Genomic DNA, 22,304 nt, shown 5'->3' with positions numbered 1-22,304 from the left:
CATAGCCCAGACCCTCCAGCCCATCATCGGACGGAGGAGTTGCGATGCCTAACAGGACAACCGACCGCGGCCCGGACCTAAAGCTGGTCAACCTCGGCGCGGCCGCTATCGATATCGGATCAAAGATGCACATGGCCGCGGTAAACCCGGCCTGCACCGACAAGCCAGTGCGTGCATTCGGCACATTCACGCAAGACCTGCATGAACTGGCGGACTGGTTCAAGATGTGCGGCGTGACCAGTGTCGCGATGGAATCCACTGGGGTCTATTGGATCCCAGTCTACGAGATCCTAGAACAGCGCGGGTTTGAGGTCATTCTGGTCAACGCGCGGTACGCCAAGATTGTACCTGGCCGTAAAACCGATCTCAGCGATGCCGCTTGGTTACGCCAGCTCCACTCCTATGGCCTGTTACGGGGCAGCTTCCGACCCGATGCCGAGATCGCAACGTTGCGAGCCTATCTACGCCAGCGCGAGCGGCTCGTGGAATATGCTGCCGCCCATATCCAACATATGCAAAAGGCTCTGATGGAGATGAACCTGCAGCTCCATCATGTTGTGTCGGATATCACCGGCGCGACCGGCATGCGGATTATCCGAGCCATTGTTGCAGGCGAACGCAATCCCGACCTCCTGGCAACCTATCGGGACGTGCGCTGCCACTCATCGATCGAGACGATCCGCGCAGCGCTCGTAGGCAATGACCGCCACGAACATGTTTTCGCGTTAGCTCAATCACTGGAGCTCTACGACGTTTATCAGGCAAAGATGCTCGACTGTGATCGCAAGCTCGAAGTCCTGATCAGTGCATTGAACACCAAAGGAGCAAGACCGGTCGGAAACCTAGCCAAGCCGCGCGTAAAGACCAAGCAGGTCAACATCCCCACCTTCGATGTCAGGACCGCACTGTACGGAGTGCTGGGCGTCGATTGAGGCGGTGACGGCGACGGCTCGCAAGATTGCGGTTTTATTCTACAACACACTCCGGCACGGCATGAGCTACAAGGATCCTGGCGCCGACCAATATGAGCAGCAATATCGTAGCCGCGTCCTCGCCAACCTACAGCGCCGGGCGAAATCGCTAGGCTTCGTGTTGCAGGCCCTCCCGGGCGACGCCAATCCGGCTGTTTCTTAGGAAGTCGATCGCGATCTTTGCCGGAACCCGGACATGAGCTTTCGCTTCATCGAGGACCATCGCGACACCTATCCGGTGCGGCTGATGTGCGCCGTGCTCGAGGTCTCGCCGGCCGGCTACTACGCTTGGCGCGACCGCCCCGTGAGTGAGCGGACAAAATCCCATGCCGCGCTGCTGGCCGAGATACGGCAGGTCCATCAGGACAGCAGCGGCCGCTACGGCAGTCCGCGCGTCCATGCCGCCCTGCGCAGGCAGGGACGCAGCGCCAGCCGCGGCCGGATCGAGCGGACGATGCGCCGGCATGGCATCCGCGCCATCACCGCAAAGCCACGCCGTGTGCGCACCACCGACAGCCATCACGACCTGCCGGTCGCACCGAACCTGATCGCGCGCGACTTCACGGCGGAAGCCCCGAACCGGGTCTGGCTCGGCGACATCACCTACATCCCGACCGCCGAGGGATGGCTTTATCTGGCCGCCGTCATGGATCTGTTCAGCCGAAAGATCGTCCGCTGGGCCATGCGCGATCACATGCACGTCGAGCTCGCCTCCGCAGCCCTGACGATGGCAATCCGGGAGCGGCGGCCGCAGGCCGGATTGATCTGCCACACCGACCGGGGTGTGCAGTACGCTTCGCACGCTTATCGCAGCACCCTTATGGAGGCCGGCATGACGGCATCAATGAGCCGCAGGGCCGATTGCTACGACAACGCCCCGATGGAAAGCTTCTTCCATACCCTGAAGACCGAGCTCGTCCATCATCGCAACTACAAGACCCGCGCCGAAGCTCAACGCGATATCTTCGCCTTCATCGAGGGATTCTATAACCGGACAAGGCTCCATTCCGCACTCGGATATATCCCCCCGATCGAGATGGAGCTAAAAGCCGCTTAACCCGTCCACTTTATCGGGGGAAGATCAGATCCAGGTCAATGTGTTGGGCGCCGAACGTCGGCGGGATAGAGTTACTTCGAGTAGGTCTGCCCGGTCGAGGAAATCTTGCAGGCCGGGGAGAGGGTCTGCGGCATCATGCGGCTGGGATGGCTCATAGGTTCTGTTCACATGGTGTCGGATAACGCCCTATCGATCAGGACGGCGCAAATGACTTACATGCTAGCAGGCATCGGCTGGCGGAGTTCCACATTGAGTTAGCAGCCGCAGAGCGCAGGCTGAGCGCGGACTCTGTCGCTTCTTGCATTTTGGTGAATCCCACCGCGTCCAATTGCTTATTCACTGCGTCGCACAAATGTAGATCGCGACGCTGTTCGGGATCCCGTTCCCACCCCGAAAGCGGCGCTGGCAGCCGAGCGTGCGAAGGTTTGGCGATCGGCGCTGAGCCGTTCGCTGTGGCCTACGCCCAACAGCTACCTTACGGAAGAATGTCGGAACCAAAAGAACTCGAGCCATTTTCTGCGGCCACCACAATGTCTGAAGATCCTCGGCATTCATTCAGTTCCCGAGAACTGCCGGGCGCCGGGCCGGCCTTAGCGAGGCACCTATGTTGTATGCCGCATGAGAGCTCAAGCCCGCCGAACTCCCTGGGAAGCAGCGATCATCACTGCAGGATCGATGCGCCTTTGAAGACTGCTCAGAGACGTTCGGCGGATTTTGCCGGCGCGACGATCACGATGTTCGCGCGCCGGGGACCTTCAGATTGCCGATTGCAAGACACAATCGGTGGCTTGATCGGCGCAATAGCAAAATGGCAGCTCCTGGCTCGACGAACCCACGGCTTGACATCTGTACTACTAGCGCCACTCTTTCCGCTCGCTGGCCTCCGGCCCAAAGCAGCTTTTTTAATAGACAACTGTGAGACCTTCTCACTTATGATCAAAACGCCGATTGGCCATTCCACGCCCACGCGTCGAGCCTATCTAGCCGTCACTTGCACATGAACTTCGCCTCCAGCCGAGCTCTCAATGATTGCGCTTCAAAAGCACAAGGCCATAGCGGTCGGCCGGCTTGTCCGCAAGTCAGCGGCAACAACATCTTTGTGCAGCAGGAGACGGCCGTGATGCCAAGACATACACAACTACCAGGAACGAAGGCGGACACCCGATGGCATCGATGACGGTGCGTCGGGACGCTGCGGAGAAACTCTCTCGCTCGTGTCCTCGGGCGTCCTGTAGCGACCGCTGCGGCGCCGGGTACGCCAGCGTGACCCGAATCGGCGCTTACCAGTAAGCTGACAGGATCATACCCAATGAGCGCCGGTTTTCAGTTTCATGTAGCGGCCGTGCCGTGCCGTCTAGACGCCGTTCTGTTCAAGCGGGATCTGTCGACGAGCCTCGCTTGTTGGAGTGTGATGACGCGGCACGCCACGCTCCGAATCAAAGCGGCCCGCCTCGTCCTACACTCTACATGTCGCGTAAGCGACATCGAGCCGCGCACATCGCGACTACCGGCCAGGAGACGCGTGGCCCGGGTCCTGCAGGGCCACCTGCTAGCATCATTAGAGTGCGCCCGCCGAGGCGCTATCAGGAGCTTCGCGTGACCCTCAATCTGCTGGACCGCCAAAATGTAACAGATGGCGCGCCAGCGCCCGCCGCGTGCCCATCTAGCAATAAGCGGCGCACTCAAAATGCCGAGGGGAAGACGCTCGTATTGACTGGTGCTTCCCGCGGTATAGGCCACGCGACCGGCAAATTGTTTTCGGCAGCTGGATGGCGGATCATCACGTGTTCTCGGCAGCCATTCGAGGGTAGCCGTTGTCCTTGGGAAGCAGGATTGGACAACCATATTCAAGCCGAACTTAGCGACTCTCGAGCGTTGCAGCACGCGATCGCGGAGATCAAGGAGCGGCTCAATGGCGGCCCTCTGCATGCGCTTATCAACAATGCGGGCATTTCCCCGAAGGCCGCTGACGGCACCCGATTAAATTCGCTGAACACTCCGGTCGACACCTGGAAGAGCGTGTTCCATGTCAATTTGCTCGCACCCATCATGTTCTCGCAGGGGCTCTTCCATCAGCTAACGCTCGCTTCTGGTGCAATCGTGAACGTCACCTCGATCGCCGGATCGAGAGTGCATCCGTATGCCGGTACTGCCTATGCGACATCAAAGGCGGCACTTTCGTGCTTGACCCGCGAGATGGCGCATGACTATGCGCCTTACGGGATTCGCGTCAATGCTATTGCACCAGGCGAGATCAAGACAGACATTCTGTCGCCGGAGACAGAAACCAATTTGATCCCAACTATCCCGATGCACCGGGTCGGAACACCGGACGAGGTCGCGAAGGTTATCTTCTTCCTTTGCTCGGAGGCTGCCAGCTATGTCACAGGTGCCGAAGTGCCTGCAAATGGAGGGCAGCATGTGTGATCAGACACCAAGAAGAGTTACTCACGCGCGATCGATTAATTGGCAGCTCCCGCATGGAGCGTTGAGCGCTCGCGTTACTCCCGACTAGCAATTCCTGATTCCGCAGTTTCGATCCAACGGCCACGCCGTACGAGCCAGGATAGCGCCGTTGCTCGCACGCCGCGGCGCGACCGCGATGGCACGCCTCTCGCCTGAGAGATACCACGTTTTGGCCCACGTTCCATTCCGGCCGCAGGAACATTTTTTATGAGCTGCCACATAGACGCTAGCCCCGATGCCCAAGGGGCGGCGGCCAGAAGGTGAAATTTATTAAGCGCGGCCTTTATAAAACAAGTCCCGCTAATATGGCTCGACGGGGCATGTCACATTTCGAACAATGCTACGAGTAAGAACATATCAGCACGCGGCTACGTCCACTTTGCGACAATCGGGTGCATCGACGCTGTCTGCCTCCGACCTTTTTCCTTCCTATCCGTCGGCACACTTGTTGCAAACGCCTTCTAATGCAGCCTCGCGTTAATAGATCGCCAGAAGCGCGCGCCGCGCAAGGCGCCCGATCGTTCAAGCACCGCATCCGAGGAATTCGTATGAGCATAGTCACTACCCAGAGCGCCGCGGAGATGAAGGCCCGCAACAAGCAACTGATCGATGAGGCCTTAAAAATCTACCCGGAAAAGACCGCCAAGCGCCGCGCCAAACACCTGAACGTACACGAGGCGGGTAAGCACGATTGCGGGGTTAAGTCGAACCTGAAGTCGATCCCCGGAGTAATGACGACTCGCGGCTGTGCATACGCTGGCTCCAAGGGGGTCGTGTGGGGCCCGATCAAGGACATGATTAACATCAGCCACGGTCCGGTCGGCTGCGGCCAATATTCCTGGGCTGCACGCCGCAATTACTACATAGGCAAGACCGGAATCGACAGCTTCGTCACCATGCAGTTCACCTCCGACTTCCAGGAGAAAGACATCGTGTTTGGCGGCGACAAGAAGCTCGGTAAGGTCATTGACGAACTTCAGGAGCTCTTTCCGCTCAACCACGGCATTACGATTCAGTCCGAGTGCCCGATCGGCCTTATCGGCGACGACATCGAGGCTGTGTCGAAGGCGAAGTCAAAGGAACACAATGGCAAGACCATTGTACCGGTTCGCTGCGAAGGGTTTCGCGGCGTCTCGCAGTCGCTTGGCCACCACATCGCCAACGATGCGCTGCGGGACTGGATCCTGGACAGAGTGTCGCCGGAAGCGACACCCGCGTTCGAGTCAACGCCCTACGATGTCACGATCATCGGCGACTACAATATCGGTGGGGACGCTTGGTCATCGCGTATCCTGCTCGAAGAGATGGGCCTGCGTGTGATTGCGCAATGGTCCGGCGACGGCAGCCTCGCCGAACTGGAAGCAACGCCCAGGGCGAAGCTCAACCTATTGCACTGCTACCGTTCGATGAACTACATCTCCCGACACATGGAGGAAAAGTTCGGCATTCCATGGTGCGAGTACAACTTCTTTGGCCCTTCCAAGATCGCCGATTCGCTGCGCAAAATTGCCAGCTTCTTCGACGAACGCATCAAGGAAGGTGCCGAGCGTGTGATCGCCAAGTACCAGCCGCTGATGGCCTCGGTAATTGAGAAGTACCGCCCCCGCCTCCAGGGCAAGACAGTGATGCTGTTCGTCGGCGGCTTGCGTCCCCGCCACGTAATCGGCGCCTATGAGGACCTTGGTATGGAGGTCGTAGGAACGGGCTACGAATTCGGCCATCATGACGACTACCAGCGCACTGCTCAGCACTACTTAAAGGACGGCACACTGATCTATGACGACGTCACGGGCTACGAGTTTGAGCGTTTCGTCGAGACCATTCAGCCAGATCTCGTCGGCTCCGGCATAAAGGAGAAGTACGTCTTCCAGAAAATGGGCATTCCATTCCGTCAAATGCACTCCTGGGACTATTCCGGTCCTTATCACGGCTATGACGGCTTCGCGATCTTCGCTCGTGACATGGACATGGCAATAAACTCGCCCGTCTGGAAGAAACTCAAGGCACCTTGGAAGGATACTCCAGCGCCAGGCCTAATGGCCGCGGAATAAAGGAATGCACAGATCTGGCTCCGCCTATGCGAGAAGGCGGGCCAACCTAGTCGATAAACCAATCGCCGAAAAGGAGAGTGCCGCGTTGACACAGAATGCCGAACACGTCCTCGATCACTTGGATCTATTCCGAGGTCCGGAATATCAGCAAATGCTCGCCAAAAAGAAGGCGCTGTTCGAGAACCCGCATGACCAAAGGGAAGTCGAGCGGATCAGCGAATGGTCAAAGACGCGAGAATACCGCGAGAAGAACTTCGCGCGTGAAGCATTGACTGTGAACCCCGCCAAGGCCTGCCAGCCACTCGGTGCGGTGTTCGCTGCCTCCGGTTTTGAGGGCACGCTGCCCTTCGTTCACGGCTCACAGGGTTGCGTCGCATACTACCGAAGTCATCTTTCGAGACACTTTAAGGAGCCAAGCTCCTGCGTCTCTTCCTCGATGACTGAGGACGCCGGGGTGTTCGGTGGTCTAAACAACATGATTGACGGGCTCGCTAACGCTTACAACATATACAAGCCCAAGATGATCGCGGTTTCCACCACGTGCATGGCCGAAGTGATCGGGGATGACCTGAACGCCTTCATCAAGACAGCGAAGGAGAAGGGGTCAGTCCCGGCACAATATGATGTTCCCTTCGCTCATACACCTGCCTTTGTCGGCAGCCACGTGACCGGGTATGACAATGCGCTGAAGAGCATCCTTGAGCACTTCTGGGATGGCAAGGCAGGCACCGCCTCCAAACTAGAGCGCAAGGTGAACGGCAAGATTAATTTCATCGGTGGGTTCGACGGGTACACGGTCGGGAACATCCGGGAAATTAAGCGCGTCTTCGAGTTGATGGGAATCGAATATACTATACTCGCCGACAACAGCGATGTCTTCGATACTCCGACCGACGGCGAGTTCCGCATGTATGATGGCGGCACCACGCTGGAGGACGCGGCTAACGCGATCCATGCCAAAGCCACGATCTCCATGCAGCAACACTGCACCGAGAAGACACTGTCCTTCGTCGAGGGGCACGGTCATGAGGTTGCCGCCTTCAACTACCCCATCGGTGTCAGCGCGACGGACGAATTCCTAATGACTGTGTCCCGCATGACCGGCAAGCCGATCGCGAAGGCATTGGAGCGGGAGCGCGGCCGTCTCGTGGACGCCATGGCAGACTCCAGTGCGTATCTGCACGGCAAGAAGTTCGCGATCTACGGCGATCCGGATCTCTGCTACGGGCTCTCTTCATTCCTCCTGGAGCTCGGTGCAGAGCCGGCTCATGTGCTGTCTACGAATGGTGGCAAGGCTTGGGCAGAGAAAATGGAGGAACTGTTTGTTAGTTCACTGTTTGGCAAGAACTGCTCTGCATATCCCGGCAAAGATCTCTGGCACATGCGCTCCCTATTATGCACTGAGCCGGTCGATTACCTGATTGGCAACACCTACGGGAAGTACCTCGAGCGCGATACCGGGACGCCACTGATCCGCATCGGTTTCCCTGTGTTCGATCGGCACCATCAACATCGGTATCCCGTCTGGGGTTATCAGGGCGGCATAAACGTTCTTGTCAAGATACTGGACAAGGTCCTGGACCAGATGGACAGGACTGGAGCGGACTATAGCTTTGATATCATCCGCTGACGTAAATGATTTGGTCTAGCGCCGGCCAGAGCAGGGTCGACGGCCGGTGTCTAGCCAGAAAGATCCACGTCGCGGCACAAGGCTCGCGCGGCGGGTCGAAGAAAATAGGAGATACGTATGAGCGTCGACACGTCCGCCATCGAGGACGTCTTCAACGAGCCGGGTTGTGGCAGAAACGACAACAAGACGGCGGCCGAACGTACTATGGGGTGCACTAGGCAGTTGAAGCCAGGAGAGGCGGGCGGCGGATGCGCATTCGACGGCGCCAAAATCGCGCTACAGCCGTTCACCGACGTTGCGCATCTGGTCCACGGCCCAATCGCCTGCGAGGGCAATTCCTGGGACAACCGAGGCAGCGCCTCCTCAGGCTCCGATCTCTGGCGCCGAAGCTTCACGACCGACATGAACGAAACCGATGTAATCTTTGGCGGCGAAAAGCGCCTTTATCAAGCGATCGGGGAGGTGATCGGCAAGTTCGATCCGCCGGCTGTCTTTGTTTACCAAACCTGCGTGCCAGCCGCGATTGGCGACGACATCAAGGCCGTGTGCAAGGCTGCCGTGGCCAAGTTCGGTAAGCCTATCATTCCTGTAAATTCGCCGGGGTTCGTCGGGTCCAAGAACCTCGGAAACAAGCTTGCCGGCGAGGCGCTGCTTGAGCATGTGATCGGCACTGAGGAACCGGACTATACCACTCCCTACGACATCAATATCATCGGCGAATACAACTTGTCCGGCGAGTTCTGGCAGATCAAACCGCTGCTCGATGAACTTGGCATCCGCATCCTTTCTTGTATCTCCGGCGATGGGAAATATCACGAGCTGGCCTGTTCGCATCGCGCAAAGGCTGCGATGCTAGTGTGTTCCAAGGCGATGATAAACGTCGCCCGTAAGATGGAGGAACGCTACGGCATTCCCTACTTCGAGGGCTCGTTCTACGGCGTGCAGGATTCCAGCAACTCCTTGCGGACGATCGCGCGCATGCTGATCGAGCGCGGCGCGCCGCTGGAGCTTGGAGGGCGTACCGAGGCTGTCATCATGCGTGAGGAAGCAAGGGTACGCGCGGCGATCGAGCGCTTCAAACCACGATTCAAGGGTAAGAAGGTTCTGTTGATCACCGGCGGTGTTAAGTCGTGGTCGGTGGTCGCGGCGCTGCAGGAGGCCGGTCTAGAGATCGCCGGCACCTCCGTGAAGAAGTCCACCAAAGAGGACAAAGACCGCATCAAGGAGCTGATGGGCCGGCACGCCCTTATGATCGAGGAAGCGGCGCCGCGCGACATCTACAAAATGTTGATGAACTCCCGGGCTGATATGATGCTCTCCGGCGGCAAGTCGCAGTTCGTCGCGCTGAAGGCGATGATACCTTGGCTTGACATCAACCAGGAGCGTTCTCAGGCGTACATGGGGTATATTGGCATGGTCAAGCTGATGGAGGAGATTGATAAGGCGCTCTACAATCCAATATGGACCCAACTACGCCGTCCCGCGCCTTGGGACGAAGCGGAGGTCAATCGGCAGACCAACATCCCGCACACGGATTCGCACGCCGCAGAGAATTCCACCGCCGTGCGAGGTCATTCCAGCGCCGCCGGATTCAAGGAACGCGCCAATGCCTCGGGCAGGTGGGTCGTTGGGCACATTTCCGCTGCGCAGGCAACATGCGCCGTCCAGGCGTCGGAATAGGGCGTCTGCCAATGGCCATCGTCTCCACCTCCGAGAAATCCTGCACGGTCAATCCGCTCAAGATGAGCCAGCCGATCGGCGGCTCTTTCGCCTTTATGGGCCTTCGCGGCGCGATGCCGCTGCTACACGGCTCCCAGGGCTGCACCTCGTTCGGCCTGACCCTGTTCGTGCGGCACTTCAGGGAGGCAGTGCCGATGCAGACCACCGCAATGAGTGAAGTCGAGGCCGTGTTCGGCGGTCAGGAAAATGTCGAACAGGCGATACTTAACATCTACAATGGTGCGAAACCGGAAATCATCGGGATCAATTCGACCGGCCTGACCGAGATAAAGGGAGAGGACGTCGAACGATTCATTTACCTGATTCAGCAAAAGCACCCACAGCTCGAAAGGCTTCCGCTGGTTTACGTCTCGACCCCGGATTTCAAGGGCGCGTTCCAGGACGGCTGGGACAAGACGGTCGCACGAATGGTGGAAGTCCTGGTCCATCCCGTCGAGACGGGTCGGGCGCGGGATCCCGCTCGCATCAATGTTCTGCCGGGCTGCCACCTCACGCCAGGCGATCTCAATGAGCTGCGGACGATCCTGGAGGATTTCGGACTGAAACCATCCTTCCTGCCGGACCTGGCCGGTTCGCTCGACGGTCAAATTCCCGATGAGTTCACGCCCACCACGATCGGCGGCATCGGGGTCGACGAGATTGCGACAATGGGGCAGGCGGCATGGACGATCGCGATCGGCGCGCAGATGCAACGTGCGGCGGAGGCCATGTATGCGAAAACAGGCGTACGATTTCGCTTGTTCGAACGCCTCTGCGGCCTCGTTCCCAACGACGAGTTCATCGCGTTTCTGAGCAAGATCAGTGACCGGCCAGTTCCGCTAAAGTACCGCCGGCAGCGCGGCCAACTCGCGGATGCTATGTTGGATGCGCATTTCTACATCGGGGGCCGTAAGCTGGCGATCGGCGCCGAGCCGGACTTGCTCTTCGATCTCTCCAGCATGCTGTACGACATGGGTGCCAATATCGCAGTCGCCGTGACCACAACAGCCTCCCCCGTGTTGCAGCGTATCAGGACGGAGGAGGTCCTGATCGGAGATCTCGAAGATCTCGAGGAACTTGCCAAGACCCACGGCTGCAATCTCCTCATCACCCATTCGCACGGCCGCCAGGCGGCCTCGCGCCTTAACATCCCGTTTTTTCGCGCTGGCTTCCCGATGTTCGATCGTCTTGGCGCCGGCCACCAGCTCTCAGTCGGCTACCGCGGCACGCGCGATCTCATCTTCGGCCTCGCCAATCTTGTCATTGCCGATCGCGAGGCGAAGCACCAGCCGACGCCCGATACTTGGCGAAGCGTTGACCGCGACTTCAAGACCGTCCCGTCCTACCCGCAATAACCCAATAAGGAGAATAGATCTTGAAAGTCGCTTTTGCCACCCAGGATCTGAAGTGCGTGGATGCGCATTTCGGTTGGGCCAAGAACATCGCTATCTACGACGTCACTCCGGACGCTCACCGCATCCTTCAGGTCATCGAGTTCGGTGACGATCTCACGGAAGATGGCCGCAAGGATAAGCTGACGCGGAAAATCGACGCCATCAAGGACTGCACGATCCTTTATGTCGCTGCGATCGGCGGCTCGGCCGCGGCACGCGTCGTTGCCAACAAAATCCATCCGTTAACGGTGATCAAGCGCGAGGCGATCGAGACCCTCTGCATCAAGCTCGAAGATGCGCTGAAGGGCTCCCCACCACCCTGGTTGCGCAAGGCGCTCGGAGGTACGAGCAAAGCCCCCCTCCATTTTGACGACTGCAGGACGCTTCCATGACAGACGCTGCTTAACCCGCTTTCTCCCGCACTGCGACTCGAGTCGGCCGCGCTCGCAATCGAGAAAGCGACTGGCGTCATGATCTTGACGATACTTAGAGATGCACCTCGAAGAATTTGAGCGCATGGACCTGCTCGGCGGCCGGTTCATCGTCATCAACAAACAACCGCGCGACGTGAACCGCTTAGACTTCGACGATTTCGGCACGCTCGCAGCCACGGTTAATATGTCTGTCGGCCGAGCGGCGTAGGCCAATCGGACCTGCACGATCTATCGACGGCGCTTACGCCGAACTTGGCCTCGATCCTGAGCGTCGCGCAGAAGGCTCATGATGCCTTCACCAAGCTTGATCGCAAGCGCAAACAGAAGAGACAGAAAACAGCGCAAAATGATCGCAATCATGTCCTACGTAACCCGCGACGGACGCGCCTGGATACCGGACTATCTGGTATCAATCGATACCCAGAAGTGCATCGGCTGCGGCCGCTGCTATAAGGTTTGCGGCCGGCAAGTCATGACGCTGAAGGGCATCAACGAGGATGGCGAGGTCATCGGCCTCGATGATGATGATGGTGACTTAGAGAGGAAGGCCATGGTGATGCAAGACGCCGGTGCATGCATCGGCTGCGGCGCCTGTTCGCGGATCTGTCCTGCGAACTGCCAGACTCACACCCGGCCGCTTGAACTCGGGCCGGAGTGGACGAACCCGCAAGTCGATCCGCCGCCGTTTTAGGCAGCGTTCTTGGCCTCCGCAAGCCATCTGTCGGCCCGTGGGCGGCTCGGCGCCGGACATCACTGCGACGAACCCGATCGCACCCGTTCCCCCGCGTAACTTTTCTACTTGGAACTGTGAACACACCGAGCCCGGTGAACCTGACGACGGTCTGCTCTCTCGTGCGACCGTGCTCTGAGCCTCGAGGGCTTGTCCTTGAACAGACCGAACCCGCTAGCCGGCGTTGTGCGCCTGTACCACCATGCTCCGGTGCAAGTTGTTTTGCCGCAACCAGTGGGCAGCTCCTGAGCACGTTGTTCTTAGTGCTATGGAGCTTAGGTTAGCGCGGATGTGCTTAATGCCTAAGGCTCGGCAAACGCATCGCCGACAGCGAACTATTCGTCACCACGCCGATCATCGCTTACGACGCCCTGACCGTGACGCCCTAGCTTTGGGGTACGCCACGGCAGCGTTGAGACAACGAAAAAGAGCCGTTCGTGTCTGGTCCGATCGACCTCCAAGAAGGCGACGCGGGATGGGATGATAGTACACATCTATGGACGAGTCCGCCGACAGCGCCAGAGTTAGCGCCGCCGACCTGTCACAGGCGCGATGGTTTTCGGCCGCCTTAGTCCGCCGGCGTCGACGAACGTTTCCATACATGGGATTCCGGACTGCTGTGTGCGGTACGCCCGGTACAGCTGTGCCATTCCGCTTCTCGTGCGCCACCGAGGCCGGTTGTCGCAGATCCGACACGCGAGGCGGAGCAACGGGCGGTGGCGGCGAAATGCCAGTGATTTCCGTCTTCTGTGTGCTCTGGCACGAGAGTTGCGATCTGTTGAACGATCCATAACAGCGGGACGTGCGATGATTGATTTGACGGAGAGCGCGGTGAATGCGGTGAAGGCAGCGATCTCGATGGCGCCGCAACAAACGAGCGGTTTGCGCATCATAGTCGAAACCGGCGGCTGCGCCGGGTTCAAGTACGTGATGGCCCTCGCCGTGGAAGCCAATCCGGACGATACTGTTATCGAGCGTCACGGCGTCAAGCTGTTCGTCGATCGCAAGAGCCTGACGCACCTCAACGGCACCACCATGGACTTCGTCGTGGGTCTAGATGGCTCCGGTTTCACGTTTGATAACCCCAATGTGAACTCACACAACGACTAACGAAGTAGCGATGTGATGCACGCACTGCCCGAGTCCCTATGGAATCAGAGAGCATCGCATCCGCCGTGCGAAGAGCGCACGAGCAGCGGCTCCCGCAACCAGAAGTTCAGATCATGAAAGTCACGATCCGCCGCTCAACGGAGACCGGTCTGTCGATTTACGTGCCGAAGAAGGATCTCGAGGAGCCAATCGTCGAAGCCGAGCACGAGACGCTGTGGGGCGGGTGGATCAAGATCGCCAATGGCTGGGTGCTCGACCTGCCGCACATGGCCTCCGACACCCAGTTGCCCATCACGATCAGCGCCAGGAAGCGGGGCGGAGAGGGATAGGAGTGATGAATGCGCTCGCCCCATACACGAATTCGCCGGCCCCACCCCGGCGCTGAAGCACATCAGAAGACCTCACCAAGTCCGCCCATGCCCCGTGAGAAGGCACCCCTGCAAGCGCCTTCGCCAAGCCACATTCGTTTTCGCCGCTTAAGTTGCCGCCAATCAGAAGAGGCTAGTAAAATTGCGCAACGGGAAGCCCTCTTCGCCGGGCGCTGCCATTTGACCCCGCCCACCTGGCGTAGCCCGCACCGATCTCGGCGATGATCGCTGGTACGGTTTTTTTTATGGCAAGCCGCGAAAGAAGGATGGACCACAGTCATAAGGCGTGCTGCATCGGCTACGGTCTTCACGTTTTTCGCCTGCAGCAGAAAACGGGCAACTCCTGCGCACCTACCGGGCTGTTGAAGAACTCAGCCGCGTCTACAGCGAACGCAAAGTCGTCGCCAATGTGGATCTAGAAGTGGCTCATCGCCGACACATGACAACTCGGTGCGGGGCGATCCGTGGCGGGTGACTTGGCAGCCATCAAGGAAGCCCTTCAGGGCAGCGAAGGCACATTTGTTGTCGGGCTTGTCCTCGAAGGTGAGATGCGCCTCTTCGACAAGATCGAGAAACTCTCTGTCCCGGTTGTCCATCTTGACAATGTTCGTCAGCGACCGGCCAAGCCCCAGCCGAAGCCGTGCACCTTAGCCTTCAGCCCGGTCCCGCGATAAGATTCGGCAATCGCACCAGCTTGTAGGCGGTGGCAACGAAGATAGAGGCCCATTTGGCGCGCTCACCACCATGAAACCTGTCTCTTGCCCGGCAACCGTATTGATCCCGCCGAATGCCTCCCGACCCGCTTGCAGATGCGCTGGCTTACGGCTAGTGACCGACCCAAACTCAGAGCTACGGCCGCTGGTATTCTGTGAAACATGCGCGTCACGTTCATCGAGCGCGGCTCATTGACGAACTCTTCCGCATCGTGGGCCGGCCATTCAGCACGCGGCTCCATCATGTGCAGCGCTGCGATGCATTCGGCATGCCCGCCAGCATGAGGCAGGCGTCGGCCAGCCGGTCGTGGCGGTTCTGCATCAGCCCGTGTCCACAGTGGCGTCCTCTTGCCTTTGCCCTTCCTGCAGCGCGGTAGCGCCTAGCATCGGGACTGGTGGTCGACGCATGGAGGTCCTTCCAGCGTGTTTTGGCTATGGAAGTCGGGCCGGCGGCTCGCCAGAGTCGTCCTTCGGACTGCCGATTGAGCACCCGGCCGCCGTTTTTCGAGAACATCGAACATCCCGGACCACGTCGTCACCCCCGATTGCGACAAACCAGCGGACAGCGGGCGGGTATTCCAGCCGCTCTTCACAAGCCGTTCCGCGCGGATCAAATAAAACGCCTGCAACAGCGTCGCCCGCAGCAGCTTCACTCTGCGAGATCGCAGCCCGTCCAATCGTCGAATAGAGCGCAGCGCAGTCCCGCTCCAACGCCGACAGCGCCTCGTTCACAATCGTTAGAATCGCGGCGGATGATCACGCCGCACCCGCGTCTCCAGATCAAGCTAGCTATACAGCTCGCCCATTCGATTATCGCCGCGACCCAGGCACCATCTCCGAAGTTTGTCGGAGCCGCCAATGGATCACGGTACCACCATCAGCGGCGAGCGACTTTTTTTCAACGGCCTGCTAGAACGCGACGGACGCCCCTACGCTTGGCGGGCGTCCCCCTTCGGCGCGCGACCAAACGCTGTCTTTAGAGCGAACTCCTCTTTGCGCCCTGGGCTTCAATTCGATTCATTTTAATTTGCGCGCGCGGCCAGGTTCGGGCTGACGCTCTGGCTCATGATAGCCAGATACGATCGGTCGAACCGGGGATGCGCAGACCATTTTCGTAAAAGCGCTCTCTGGTAACGCCAAATTCGTCCATTTTCCAACGTGCGTCGGCTACCCGACATACTCGACTTCTGTAACGACCAATCTTGCAGGCGCAAACCAGCGCATGGACCCAACGCTGGCATAGAGGTTGCTGAAGGCCGTTCTAGAACGACGCATCAGACGCTTGGCAAGATCCGAGCTTCCAATCTATTCGGTCTCCAGGGAGAATGACCAAATGTACGCTTCAGCTCAACACGGCGCTAGCAGGAGCGATATCCTCACCGCTCTCGGCGATACCAAGCAGGTCGGGCGCAAGAGCTGCAGCACCTCAGGTTGTTGCGGTCAAGGAAAGTGCGGATCGCAAAAAGGGCAGGGAGATCTGCCGTCCGGACTCTGGGACAAAGTGAAGACCCATCCATGCTATAGCGAGGAGGCGCATCATCACTACGCGCGCATGCATGTCGCGGTGGCACCCGCTTGCAATATTCAGTGTAACTACTGTAATCGCAAATACGACTGCGCAAACGAGTCGCGCCCTGGCGTGGTCAGCGAGAGGCTGTCGCCCGAACAAGCTGTCAAGAAAGTACTGGCGGTCGCCTCGGCCGTCCCGCAGATGACGGTGCTCGGCATTGCTGGCCCGGGCGATCCGCTGGCGAACCCCAAAAGGACGTTCAAAACCTTCGAGCTAGTCAAGACCGCGGCCCCCGACATAAAGCTGTGCCTGTCCACAAATGGGCTTATGCTGCCGGATTACATCGACGCCATTTCCAATTTCAACGTCGACCATGTCACGATCACCATCAACACGGTCGATCCTGAGATCGGCACTCGGATCTATCCTTGGATCTTCTATAAGCACAAGCGTTACACCGGCCATGAAGCGGCTAAGATTTTGACTGAACGCCAGCTTCAGGGGCTTCAGATGCTCACCGAGCGCGGTGTCCTCACCAAAGTCAACTCTGTAATGATACCGGGGATTAACGACCATCACCTTGCGGAGGTCAACAAGGTAGTGAAATCGCGCGGCGGTTTTTTGCACAACATCATGCCGCTTATCTCCTCACCGGAGCACGGCACTGCTTTCGGCGCCAGCGGTCAGCGTGGCCCGAGCCCTCAGGAGTTGAAAGCCGTTCAAGACTCCTGCGAAGGCGAGATGATTATGATGCGGCACTGCCGTCAGTGCCGCGCTGACGCTGTCGGTCTGCTTGGCGAGAGCCGCACCGCCGAGTTCACCATCGAGAGGATCATGTCAATGGAGCTGAACTACGATATGGACACCCGTAAGGCTTACCGAGCCAAGGTCGAGAAGGAGCGCGCCGCTATGATTGTGGCAGGGCATGACGCGCTTGTCGGACTGGCGGATGTGTCAAGCGACATCAAGGTGCTGGCTGCGGTCGCGACTAAGGGCTCTGGTCTGATCAATGAGCACTTTGGCCACGCTGCGGAGTTCCAGGTTTACGAGCTCTCGAAGGCAGGGGCGAAATTCGTAGGCCACCGCCGCGTCGATGTCTATTGCCAGGGCGGCTACGGCGAGGAGGGCAGCTTGGCTTCGATTATCAGCGCAATCAATGATTGCCACGCAGTGTTCGTGGCTAAGATCGGCGCCTGCCCGAGGGAGGCCCTGATCAAGGCAGGCATCACGCCAGTCGATCAATTCGCCCATGACTTCATCGTCAAGTCGGCGATCGTGTGGTTCACAGCCTATCTGAAGAAAGTCAACAGCGGCGAGATTGCACACGTGCAGCGCATTCAGGCCGGCAGTCGCAACGCCACGGTTATTTCTGCAGCTTGAGGAGACATCAATGCCATTCAAGATCGTTTCTTCGCAATGTACGGGCTGCTCCGCCTGCGAGCTGGAATGTCCGAATGCAGCAATCTTTGAGAGGGATGGCTCTTTCGTAATCGATTCAAAGAAGTGCACTGAGTGCATCGGGCACTTCGACGAGCCGCAATGTGTGGCCGTTTGTCCTGTGGACAGAACCTGCGTCATCGATACCTCGCTACCGCGCTACCAAGCGCCTGCTAGAGGGGAAACAGCATGACCTTCATGGTCATACCGACAACGCGCCAATCGACGTCAAGAATGCCCCGCAGCGACCGCGGCATTGGAGGCAGCTTTCTGCTCGGGCGACTGCTCCCAGCCTGGCAGCCGCCCGAGCGTAACCGCTGAGCCCCGACCGGCGGGCCGGGTCGCCGAGCGGCGGCTCGAGATCCAGGAGCTACTGGAGCTCGACCCCAGCGATACAATCGACGCCAAGGTTTTGCTGAACGTGTTCGAGAGGACAGACACTATGATGAGTTATGGCGGCGTCGAGGCTCTCGACCGGAACGCCAGGTCGACGCAATCGTTGTCTGAATTGGCGGTCCATGGCGCGGGCGCCTACCAGATCAGTCGCGCTTAGGTGTACCATTGCTAGCACCGCACCGCCTTTTCCTCGCCCAGCGCCTCGACGAGGCCCACCCGCCATATTCGCGTATCGTCGCTGCGCAATCGCAGTAGGGCTCTCATTCTGGTCTTGCGTCACCTCTGCTGGGCGATCTCGTCAACAGATCCGCGGGCATCCCCTCAACGCCTGGCCGAGCAATTTGGTGTGCCGTCGCGAAACGCTCCGCATCGCGCGACGAAGATGCGAGTTCGAAAGCCGATCGAGAATGGCAGCCTGCAGCCGATCGTTGCCGGCGAGGCCGGCGAAAACTCAGATGCTAGCATGTACCGGCTAACACCGGAGCTCCCTGGAGGGATAATCAAGACGAGGCCAATGTCCACCCGGTCGTGGCCCAAGGCATTTTACGCATGGCTACCCGGCATGCTTACCTAACGCCACGCTGCAGTGCACTTGACGGCCCGCCATCCGACATCCATTTCAGCGTTACGGCTCGTGCCGTGGCTGGCGAGCTCATGGTGCGGGGCGAAAGCCATGATAGCCTCGTGCAAAACGCGCGCGGCCGCCGGCCACCCCTCCGCTGGAGCGAGGAAATGCGAGTATGAGCGACCACGTGAACGACGACGACTTTATCGAGCTAACGGCCCAGCCGTTTTTCAGCTATGGAGAGAAAGTGCGGGCAACGCGCACCATTCGAAATGATGGGACGTATGCTGGCAAGGAGATCGGCGAGGTTCTCGCTGTGAAGGGCGAGATCGGCTATGTCGTCTCGATTGGCACCTTCCTCCAGCGATTCTACATTTATGGCGTCGATTTCATCGAAAGCGGTCGCCGCGTCGGGATGAAGCGCAAGGAGCTTGATCGCGTTGCGCCGCGCGACGGCATCAGGCACGTCCAGTTACCGGACGAGTGCTGATAGTCGCGCTGGATTGACAATTGTTAGTCGCCGGCACGTAAGGGGCAGTCGATCGGCACCACGACCGCGTCTTTTCCAAGAATCGACCGACGATGTCTAGGCGCGCGCCGACCAACTAGGCGCATTATGTTGCTGACCGACACTATGCAGACCTGTCGATCCAAATCGTTGATTCCGCGGGTGGCGGTCGGTCGCCTCCCAGGCGAGAAAGCGGGCGGTACGCATGCGCTTGCGGCACGAAGGCATCACCGGATGCACATCGAAACATGAGAGGGCACACGAGCGACGCATCTACGTACGATTATTCCAGTGAGAACGTGCTTTTATGGAAGATCGCACACACGGCGGTGCTTCTGCACGGCAGGACAACGGCGGCCGGTGCACACTTCCGGCTCTTCGCTGGCCAATGGCCGGCCTGAGGCCTCGCGATCGACGCTCGCTTCAGCGCTCGTCAGCCAGGGGTAAGACCAGAATATCCCAGAGCATTGGCGTAACTAGGCGCCGCCGCATCCGACCCGGCTCGCTCTATCTCGGCTCTCGGGTTTCCCTGCCGCGGCCAGTCCAGCCATAACGTGACAGGCGTCTTCCTAAGGAAGCCGCACCATCGCTGTGCGGTCCATTGCTCGCGCCAGAAGCTCCTTCTTATCGCGCTTTGGCGAGGCGCCTGCAGTTCAGGTTGCCCGAACGTCTTCAAGCACCTGCATGATTGCAACAGCCGTTAGCGCCAGTATTCATCGCTTATCCGTGGCTTCGTCGCACTTGTCGACGACAGCGAGATGTTCGCGCCGGGAGCGCGCTTCCTGCCTTAGGCGATCGGTTTAACGCTGCGCTCCATCAAGAAGGCGCCGAACAGCAGCCGAGCAGGGTTCAGCCAGCCCACGCCCCTTTCGGGAGAGTCGGCCTCCGCCCGAGGCGAGGCTGTCGCTCTCGATTCCCGCATGCGACAGGCTCTGGGCGGCATAGCTGATCCACTTTCGTCCGTCACAGACATTGGACAATGGCTCCTTAACTGTCGCAATACCGATCTGCACCGACGCGTCTAAACGCTAGCGCCCAACCTGAAGCAACCTTTCCCCCGCCTATGGCGGCGCAGATACGCTGTGATCTTACCATGGCGGCGCTCCTTTGTCTGGATCCTCACACTGGCCTGACTTTCGTAGAGGCGACATCCCTTCCAACTTCGGCTCCGGGCGAACCACTTTGCGAGCGTACTCAGCGCCTTAGTCCGCGCGGAGCCAACGGCACACCAGTTGCACTTCGCATACAGCAACACGGTGGGAGCTGAGAGCTCGGCTGGCGGCTCCAAACTCTCCCTACCGAATCCTCGGGTCGCCGCTTCTGACGGTGGCTCAATGCGACGCGAGACTGCGCGGTGCTTTTGGCACCCGCTTAATGGAGATGAACATGTCGTCACTGAGGCAAATCGCATTTTACGGCAAAGGTGGTATCGGAAAGTCGACTACGTCCCAGAACACGCTCGCAGCGCTTGCTGAGATGGGCCACAGAATCCTTATCGTGGGATGCGATCCTAAGGCGGACTCTACGCGCTTGATCCTGCACGCTAAGGCGCAAGACACCATTCTCAGCCTCGCCGCCAGTGTCGGCAGCGTCGAAGACCTTGAGATCGAGGACGTCATGAAAATCGGATATAAGGACATCCGCTGCGTGGAGTCCGGTGGTCCAGAGCCTGGCGTCGGTTGTGCTGGGCGGGGGGTCATCACCTCCATCAATTTTCTAGAACACAACGGTGCCTATGAGGACATCGACTACGTATCCTACGACGTGCTCGGCGACGTCGTCTGCGGCGGCTTCGCAATGCCGATCCGCGAGAACAAGGCGCAGGAAATCTACATTGTGATGTCCGGCGAGATGATGGCCATGTACGCCGCCAATAACATCTCCAAAGGCATTCTGAAATACGCCCATTCAGGCGGCGTCCGTCTTGGGGGGCTTGTCTGCAACGAGCGTCAGACCGACAAGGAGCTGGAGCTAGCGGACGCGCTGGCGAAGAAGCTGGGAACTCAGCTCATCTACTTCGTGCCGCGAGACAACATCGTGCAGCATGCTGAGCTGCGCCGCATGACGGTGCTGGAGTATGCGCCGGACTCCAAGCAGGCGGATCATTATCGCAACCTTGCATCCAAGATACACAACAACGGCGGGAAGGGCGTTGTTCCGACCCCGATCAGCATGGACGAGCTGGAGGATATGCTGATGGAACACGGGATCATGAAGGCGGTAGACGAGAGCCAGATCGGCAAAACCGCGGCCCAGCCCGCGACGCCATAAGGATCCTGCCGGTCTCCTCGTCTCATGGGGCCGGCTATCCAGCGGTCTTTCCAATAGCGGCGGGGCATTTCTTGGCTGAGGTGCAAGCGAGTAACATGGAAGTGTCGAACTCTCGATCGGCTGAGCCGAGCGCCGTTGTGCAACAGGTCGGAATCGCGCTCTATCGACTGCTCACGGGCAGCAACCCAGCGGAAGCCGAAATCAGCGCCGACGATGATTTCGATCGTCATGCACTGGCCTCAATCCTGGTCGCTGCCGCGTTGGATGGCGGCTCGATCGTAGAACGCGTTGGAATTCCAGAGCATGCCCTGAGAAAACTGCTCGCCGGCTTTTTCCCGGCGGCCGCGGCCCGCGCCTTCACATGGATACCAAACTCATCCTCCGACGTCCATGACGAAACCGCTGTCCTGCGCGAGCTCCTGCTCGCGCAGCGTTCGACTGCCGGCGACGTCGGCCATTGGCTCGCGGCAATGGTAGCGCGACGTGCAATGGAGCCTCACCACCTCTGGCAGGATCTCGGGCTGCGCGGGCGTACGGAGCTGTCCCGTCTCCTGACGCGCCATTTCGCGCCACTGGCCCGCCGGAACACCGGGAATATGCGTTGGAAGCGCTTCTTCTATCGCGTGCTCTGCGAACGCGATAGTTTAGGTATGTGCAGGGCGCCAGTCTGCACCCAATGCGCCGATTTTGGTCGTTGCTTTGGCGAAGAGAGCGGTGAGAGCCGCCTGGTCGAACGCAAGCTGTAGCTGAGGTGGCACGTGCATTGCTCACTTCGATGATTGGAATGAATATGGAAAGACCCAGATGACGGCACCCCGCCCGACACCATCAGACCTTGATCAGTCCCGATCTCTCGTCGACCAACAACATCATCTCGACCGATGGCACACCAAGCGCCAACCTCCAGAAAGCAAGACGGTGCCGATCGCATCAGCGCTAATTTCCGCAAGCATCAACAACGCCACAGCTTCATG

17 protein-coding genes and 3 pseudogenes are annotated in these 22,304 nt (G+C 59.1%); 19 read left to right on the top strand and 1 reads right to left on the bottom strand.

The window, feature by feature from the left end:
* Positions 1–44: 44 nt before the first annotated feature.
* The 14 genes and pseudogenes from XH83_RS38495 to XH83_RS38430 all read left to right on the top strand — a co-directional run bounded on the left by XH83_RS38495 (position 45) and on the right by XH83_RS38430 (position 14,604).
* Positions 45–1,134: pseudogene (locus XH83_RS38495) on the top strand (IS110 family transposase).
* Positions 1,135–1,143: 9 nt separating this feature from the next.
* Positions 1,144–2,028 (top strand): annotated as a pseudogene (locus XH83_RS38490) (IS3 family transposase); the annotation flags it as partial.
* A gap of 1,596 nt (positions 2,029–3,624) precedes the next feature.
* Positions 3,625–4,455 carry an SDR family NAD(P)-dependent oxidoreductase gene (locus tag XH83_RS38485; protein WP_232995639.1) on the top strand — a complete coding sequence of 277 codons (831 nt, stop codon included), beginning with the start codon at positions 3,625–3,627 and terminating at the stop codon, positions 4,453–4,455.
* Positions 4,456–5,042: 587 nt separating this feature from the next.
* Positions 5,043–6,545 carry a nitrogenase molybdenum-iron protein alpha chain gene (gene nifD, locus XH83_RS38480; RefSeq protein WP_128929919.1) on the top strand — a complete coding sequence of 501 codons (1,503 nt, stop codon included), beginning with the start codon at positions 5,043–5,045 and terminating at the stop codon, positions 6,543–6,545.
* 85 nt (positions 6,546–6,630) lie between these two features.
* Positions 6,631–8,175 carry a nitrogenase molybdenum-iron protein subunit beta gene (gene nifK, locus XH83_RS38475; RefSeq protein ID WP_128929920.1) on the top strand — a complete coding sequence of 515 codons (1,545 nt, stop codon included), beginning with the start codon at positions 6,631–6,633 and terminating at the stop codon, positions 8,173–8,175.
* Between the two features lie 117 nt (positions 8,176–8,292).
* Positions 8,293–9,855 (top strand): nitrogenase iron-molybdenum cofactor biosynthesis protein NifE, encoded by a 1,563-nt coding sequence (gene nifE, locus XH83_RS38470; protein ID WP_128929921.1) that lies wholly within the window; start codon positions 8,293–8,295, stop codon positions 9,853–9,855.
* Between the two features lie 11 nt (positions 9,856–9,866).
* Positions 9,867–11,249, top strand: coding sequence for a nitrogenase iron-molybdenum cofactor biosynthesis protein NifN (gene nifN / locus XH83_RS38465; RefSeq protein ID WP_128929922.1), 1,383 nt, complete (start codon positions 9,867–9,869; stop codon positions 11,247–11,249).
* 20 nt (positions 11,250–11,269) lie between these two features.
* The gene (gene nifX / locus XH83_RS38460) at positions 11,270–11,680 is read left to right on the top strand and encodes a nitrogen fixation protein NifX (protein WP_128929923.1); all 411 of its coding nucleotides are present in this window, start codon (positions 11,270–11,272) and stop codon (positions 11,678–11,680) included.
* Positions 11,681–11,780: 100 nt separating this feature from the next.
* On the top strand, positions 11,781–11,930 hold the full coding sequence (locus tag XH83_RS38455; RefSeq protein ID WP_232995640.1) for a DUF269 domain-containing protein: 150 nt from the start codon (positions 11,781–11,783) through the stop codon (positions 11,928–11,930).
* 44 nt (positions 11,931–11,974) lie between these two features.
* Positions 11,975–12,175 (top strand): hypothetical protein, encoded by a 201-nt coding sequence (locus tag XH83_RS38450; RefSeq protein ID WP_232995641.1) that lies wholly within the window; start codon positions 11,975–11,977, stop codon positions 12,173–12,175.
* Positions 12,081–12,413, top strand: coding sequence for a ferredoxin III, nif-specific (fdxB, locus tag XH83_RS38445; RefSeq protein ID WP_128929924.1), 333 nt, complete (start codon positions 12,081–12,083; stop codon positions 12,411–12,413). Before XH83_RS38450 ends, fdxB begins: the two co-directional genes overlap by 95 nt.
* Positions 12,414–13,259: 846 nt before the next feature.
* A complete protein-coding gene (locus tag XH83_RS38440) occupies positions 13,260–13,562 on the top strand; it encodes an iron-sulfur cluster assembly accessory protein (RefSeq protein WP_128929925.1) in 303 nt (100 codons plus the stop codon).
* Between the two features lie 113 nt (positions 13,563–13,675).
* Positions 13,676–13,891 carry a putative nitrogen fixation protein NifT gene (gene nifT, locus XH83_RS38435; RefSeq protein ID WP_128929926.1) on the top strand — a complete coding sequence of 72 codons (216 nt, stop codon included), beginning with the start codon at positions 13,676–13,678 and terminating at the stop codon, positions 13,889–13,891.
* A gap of 515 nt (positions 13,892–14,406) precedes the next feature.
* Entirely contained in the window at positions 14,407–14,604 is a 198-nt protein-coding gene (locus XH83_RS38430; protein ID WP_164934261.1) for a hypothetical protein, read from the top strand.
* On the opposite strand, the pseudogene XH83_RS38425 reads toward XH83_RS38430, so the two are convergent.
* Positions 14,578–15,422: pseudogene (locus XH83_RS38425) on the bottom strand (transposase). The gene XH83_RS38430 and the pseudogene XH83_RS38425 overlap by 27 nt on opposite strands.
* A 554-nt stretch (positions 15,423–15,976) precedes the next feature.
* On the opposite strand from XH83_RS38425, the gene nifB reads away from it, so the two are divergent.
* The 5 genes from nifB (at position 15,977) to XH83_RS38400 (ending at position 22,076) form a co-directional block, all read left to right on the top strand.
* Complete coding sequence (gene nifB / locus XH83_RS38420) at positions 15,977–17,533, top strand: nitrogenase cofactor biosynthesis protein NifB (protein WP_128929927.1); 1,557 nt, start codon at positions 15,977–15,979, stop codon at positions 17,531–17,533.
* Between the two features lie 10 nt (positions 17,534–17,543).
* On the top strand, positions 17,544–17,783 hold the full coding sequence (locus XH83_RS38415) for a 4Fe-4S binding protein (protein WP_128929928.1): 240 nt from the start codon (positions 17,544–17,546) through the stop codon (positions 17,781–17,783).
* A gap of 943 nt (positions 17,784–18,726) precedes the next feature.
* Positions 18,727–19,041 (top strand): nitrogen fixation protein NifZ, encoded by a 315-nt coding sequence (locus tag XH83_RS38410; protein ID WP_128929929.1) that lies wholly within the window; start codon positions 18,727–18,729, stop codon positions 19,039–19,041.
* 1,404 nt (positions 19,042–20,445) lie between these two features.
* Positions 20,446–21,330 carry a nitrogenase iron protein gene (gene nifH / locus XH83_RS38405; RefSeq protein WP_128929930.1) on the top strand — a complete coding sequence of 295 codons (885 nt, stop codon included), beginning with the start codon at positions 20,446–20,448 and terminating at the stop codon, positions 21,328–21,330.
* A 95-nt stretch (positions 21,331–21,425) separates the two neighbouring features.
* On the top strand, positions 21,426–22,076 hold the full coding sequence (locus XH83_RS38400) for a nitrogen fixation protein NifQ (protein ID WP_128929931.1): 651 nt from the start codon (positions 21,426–21,428) through the stop codon (positions 22,074–22,076).
* Positions 22,077–22,304 lie beyond the last annotated feature (228 nt).

The sequence above is a fragment of the Bradyrhizobium sp. CCBAU 53351 genome (assembly GCF_015291745.1).
In the GTDB taxonomy this organism is placed as follows: Bacteria; Pseudomonadota; Alphaproteobacteria; order Rhizobiales; family Xanthobacteraceae; genus Bradyrhizobium.
The sequence above is the reverse complement of the archived record's forward strand: the minus strand, read 5'-3'. Positions and strand labels throughout refer to the sequence as shown.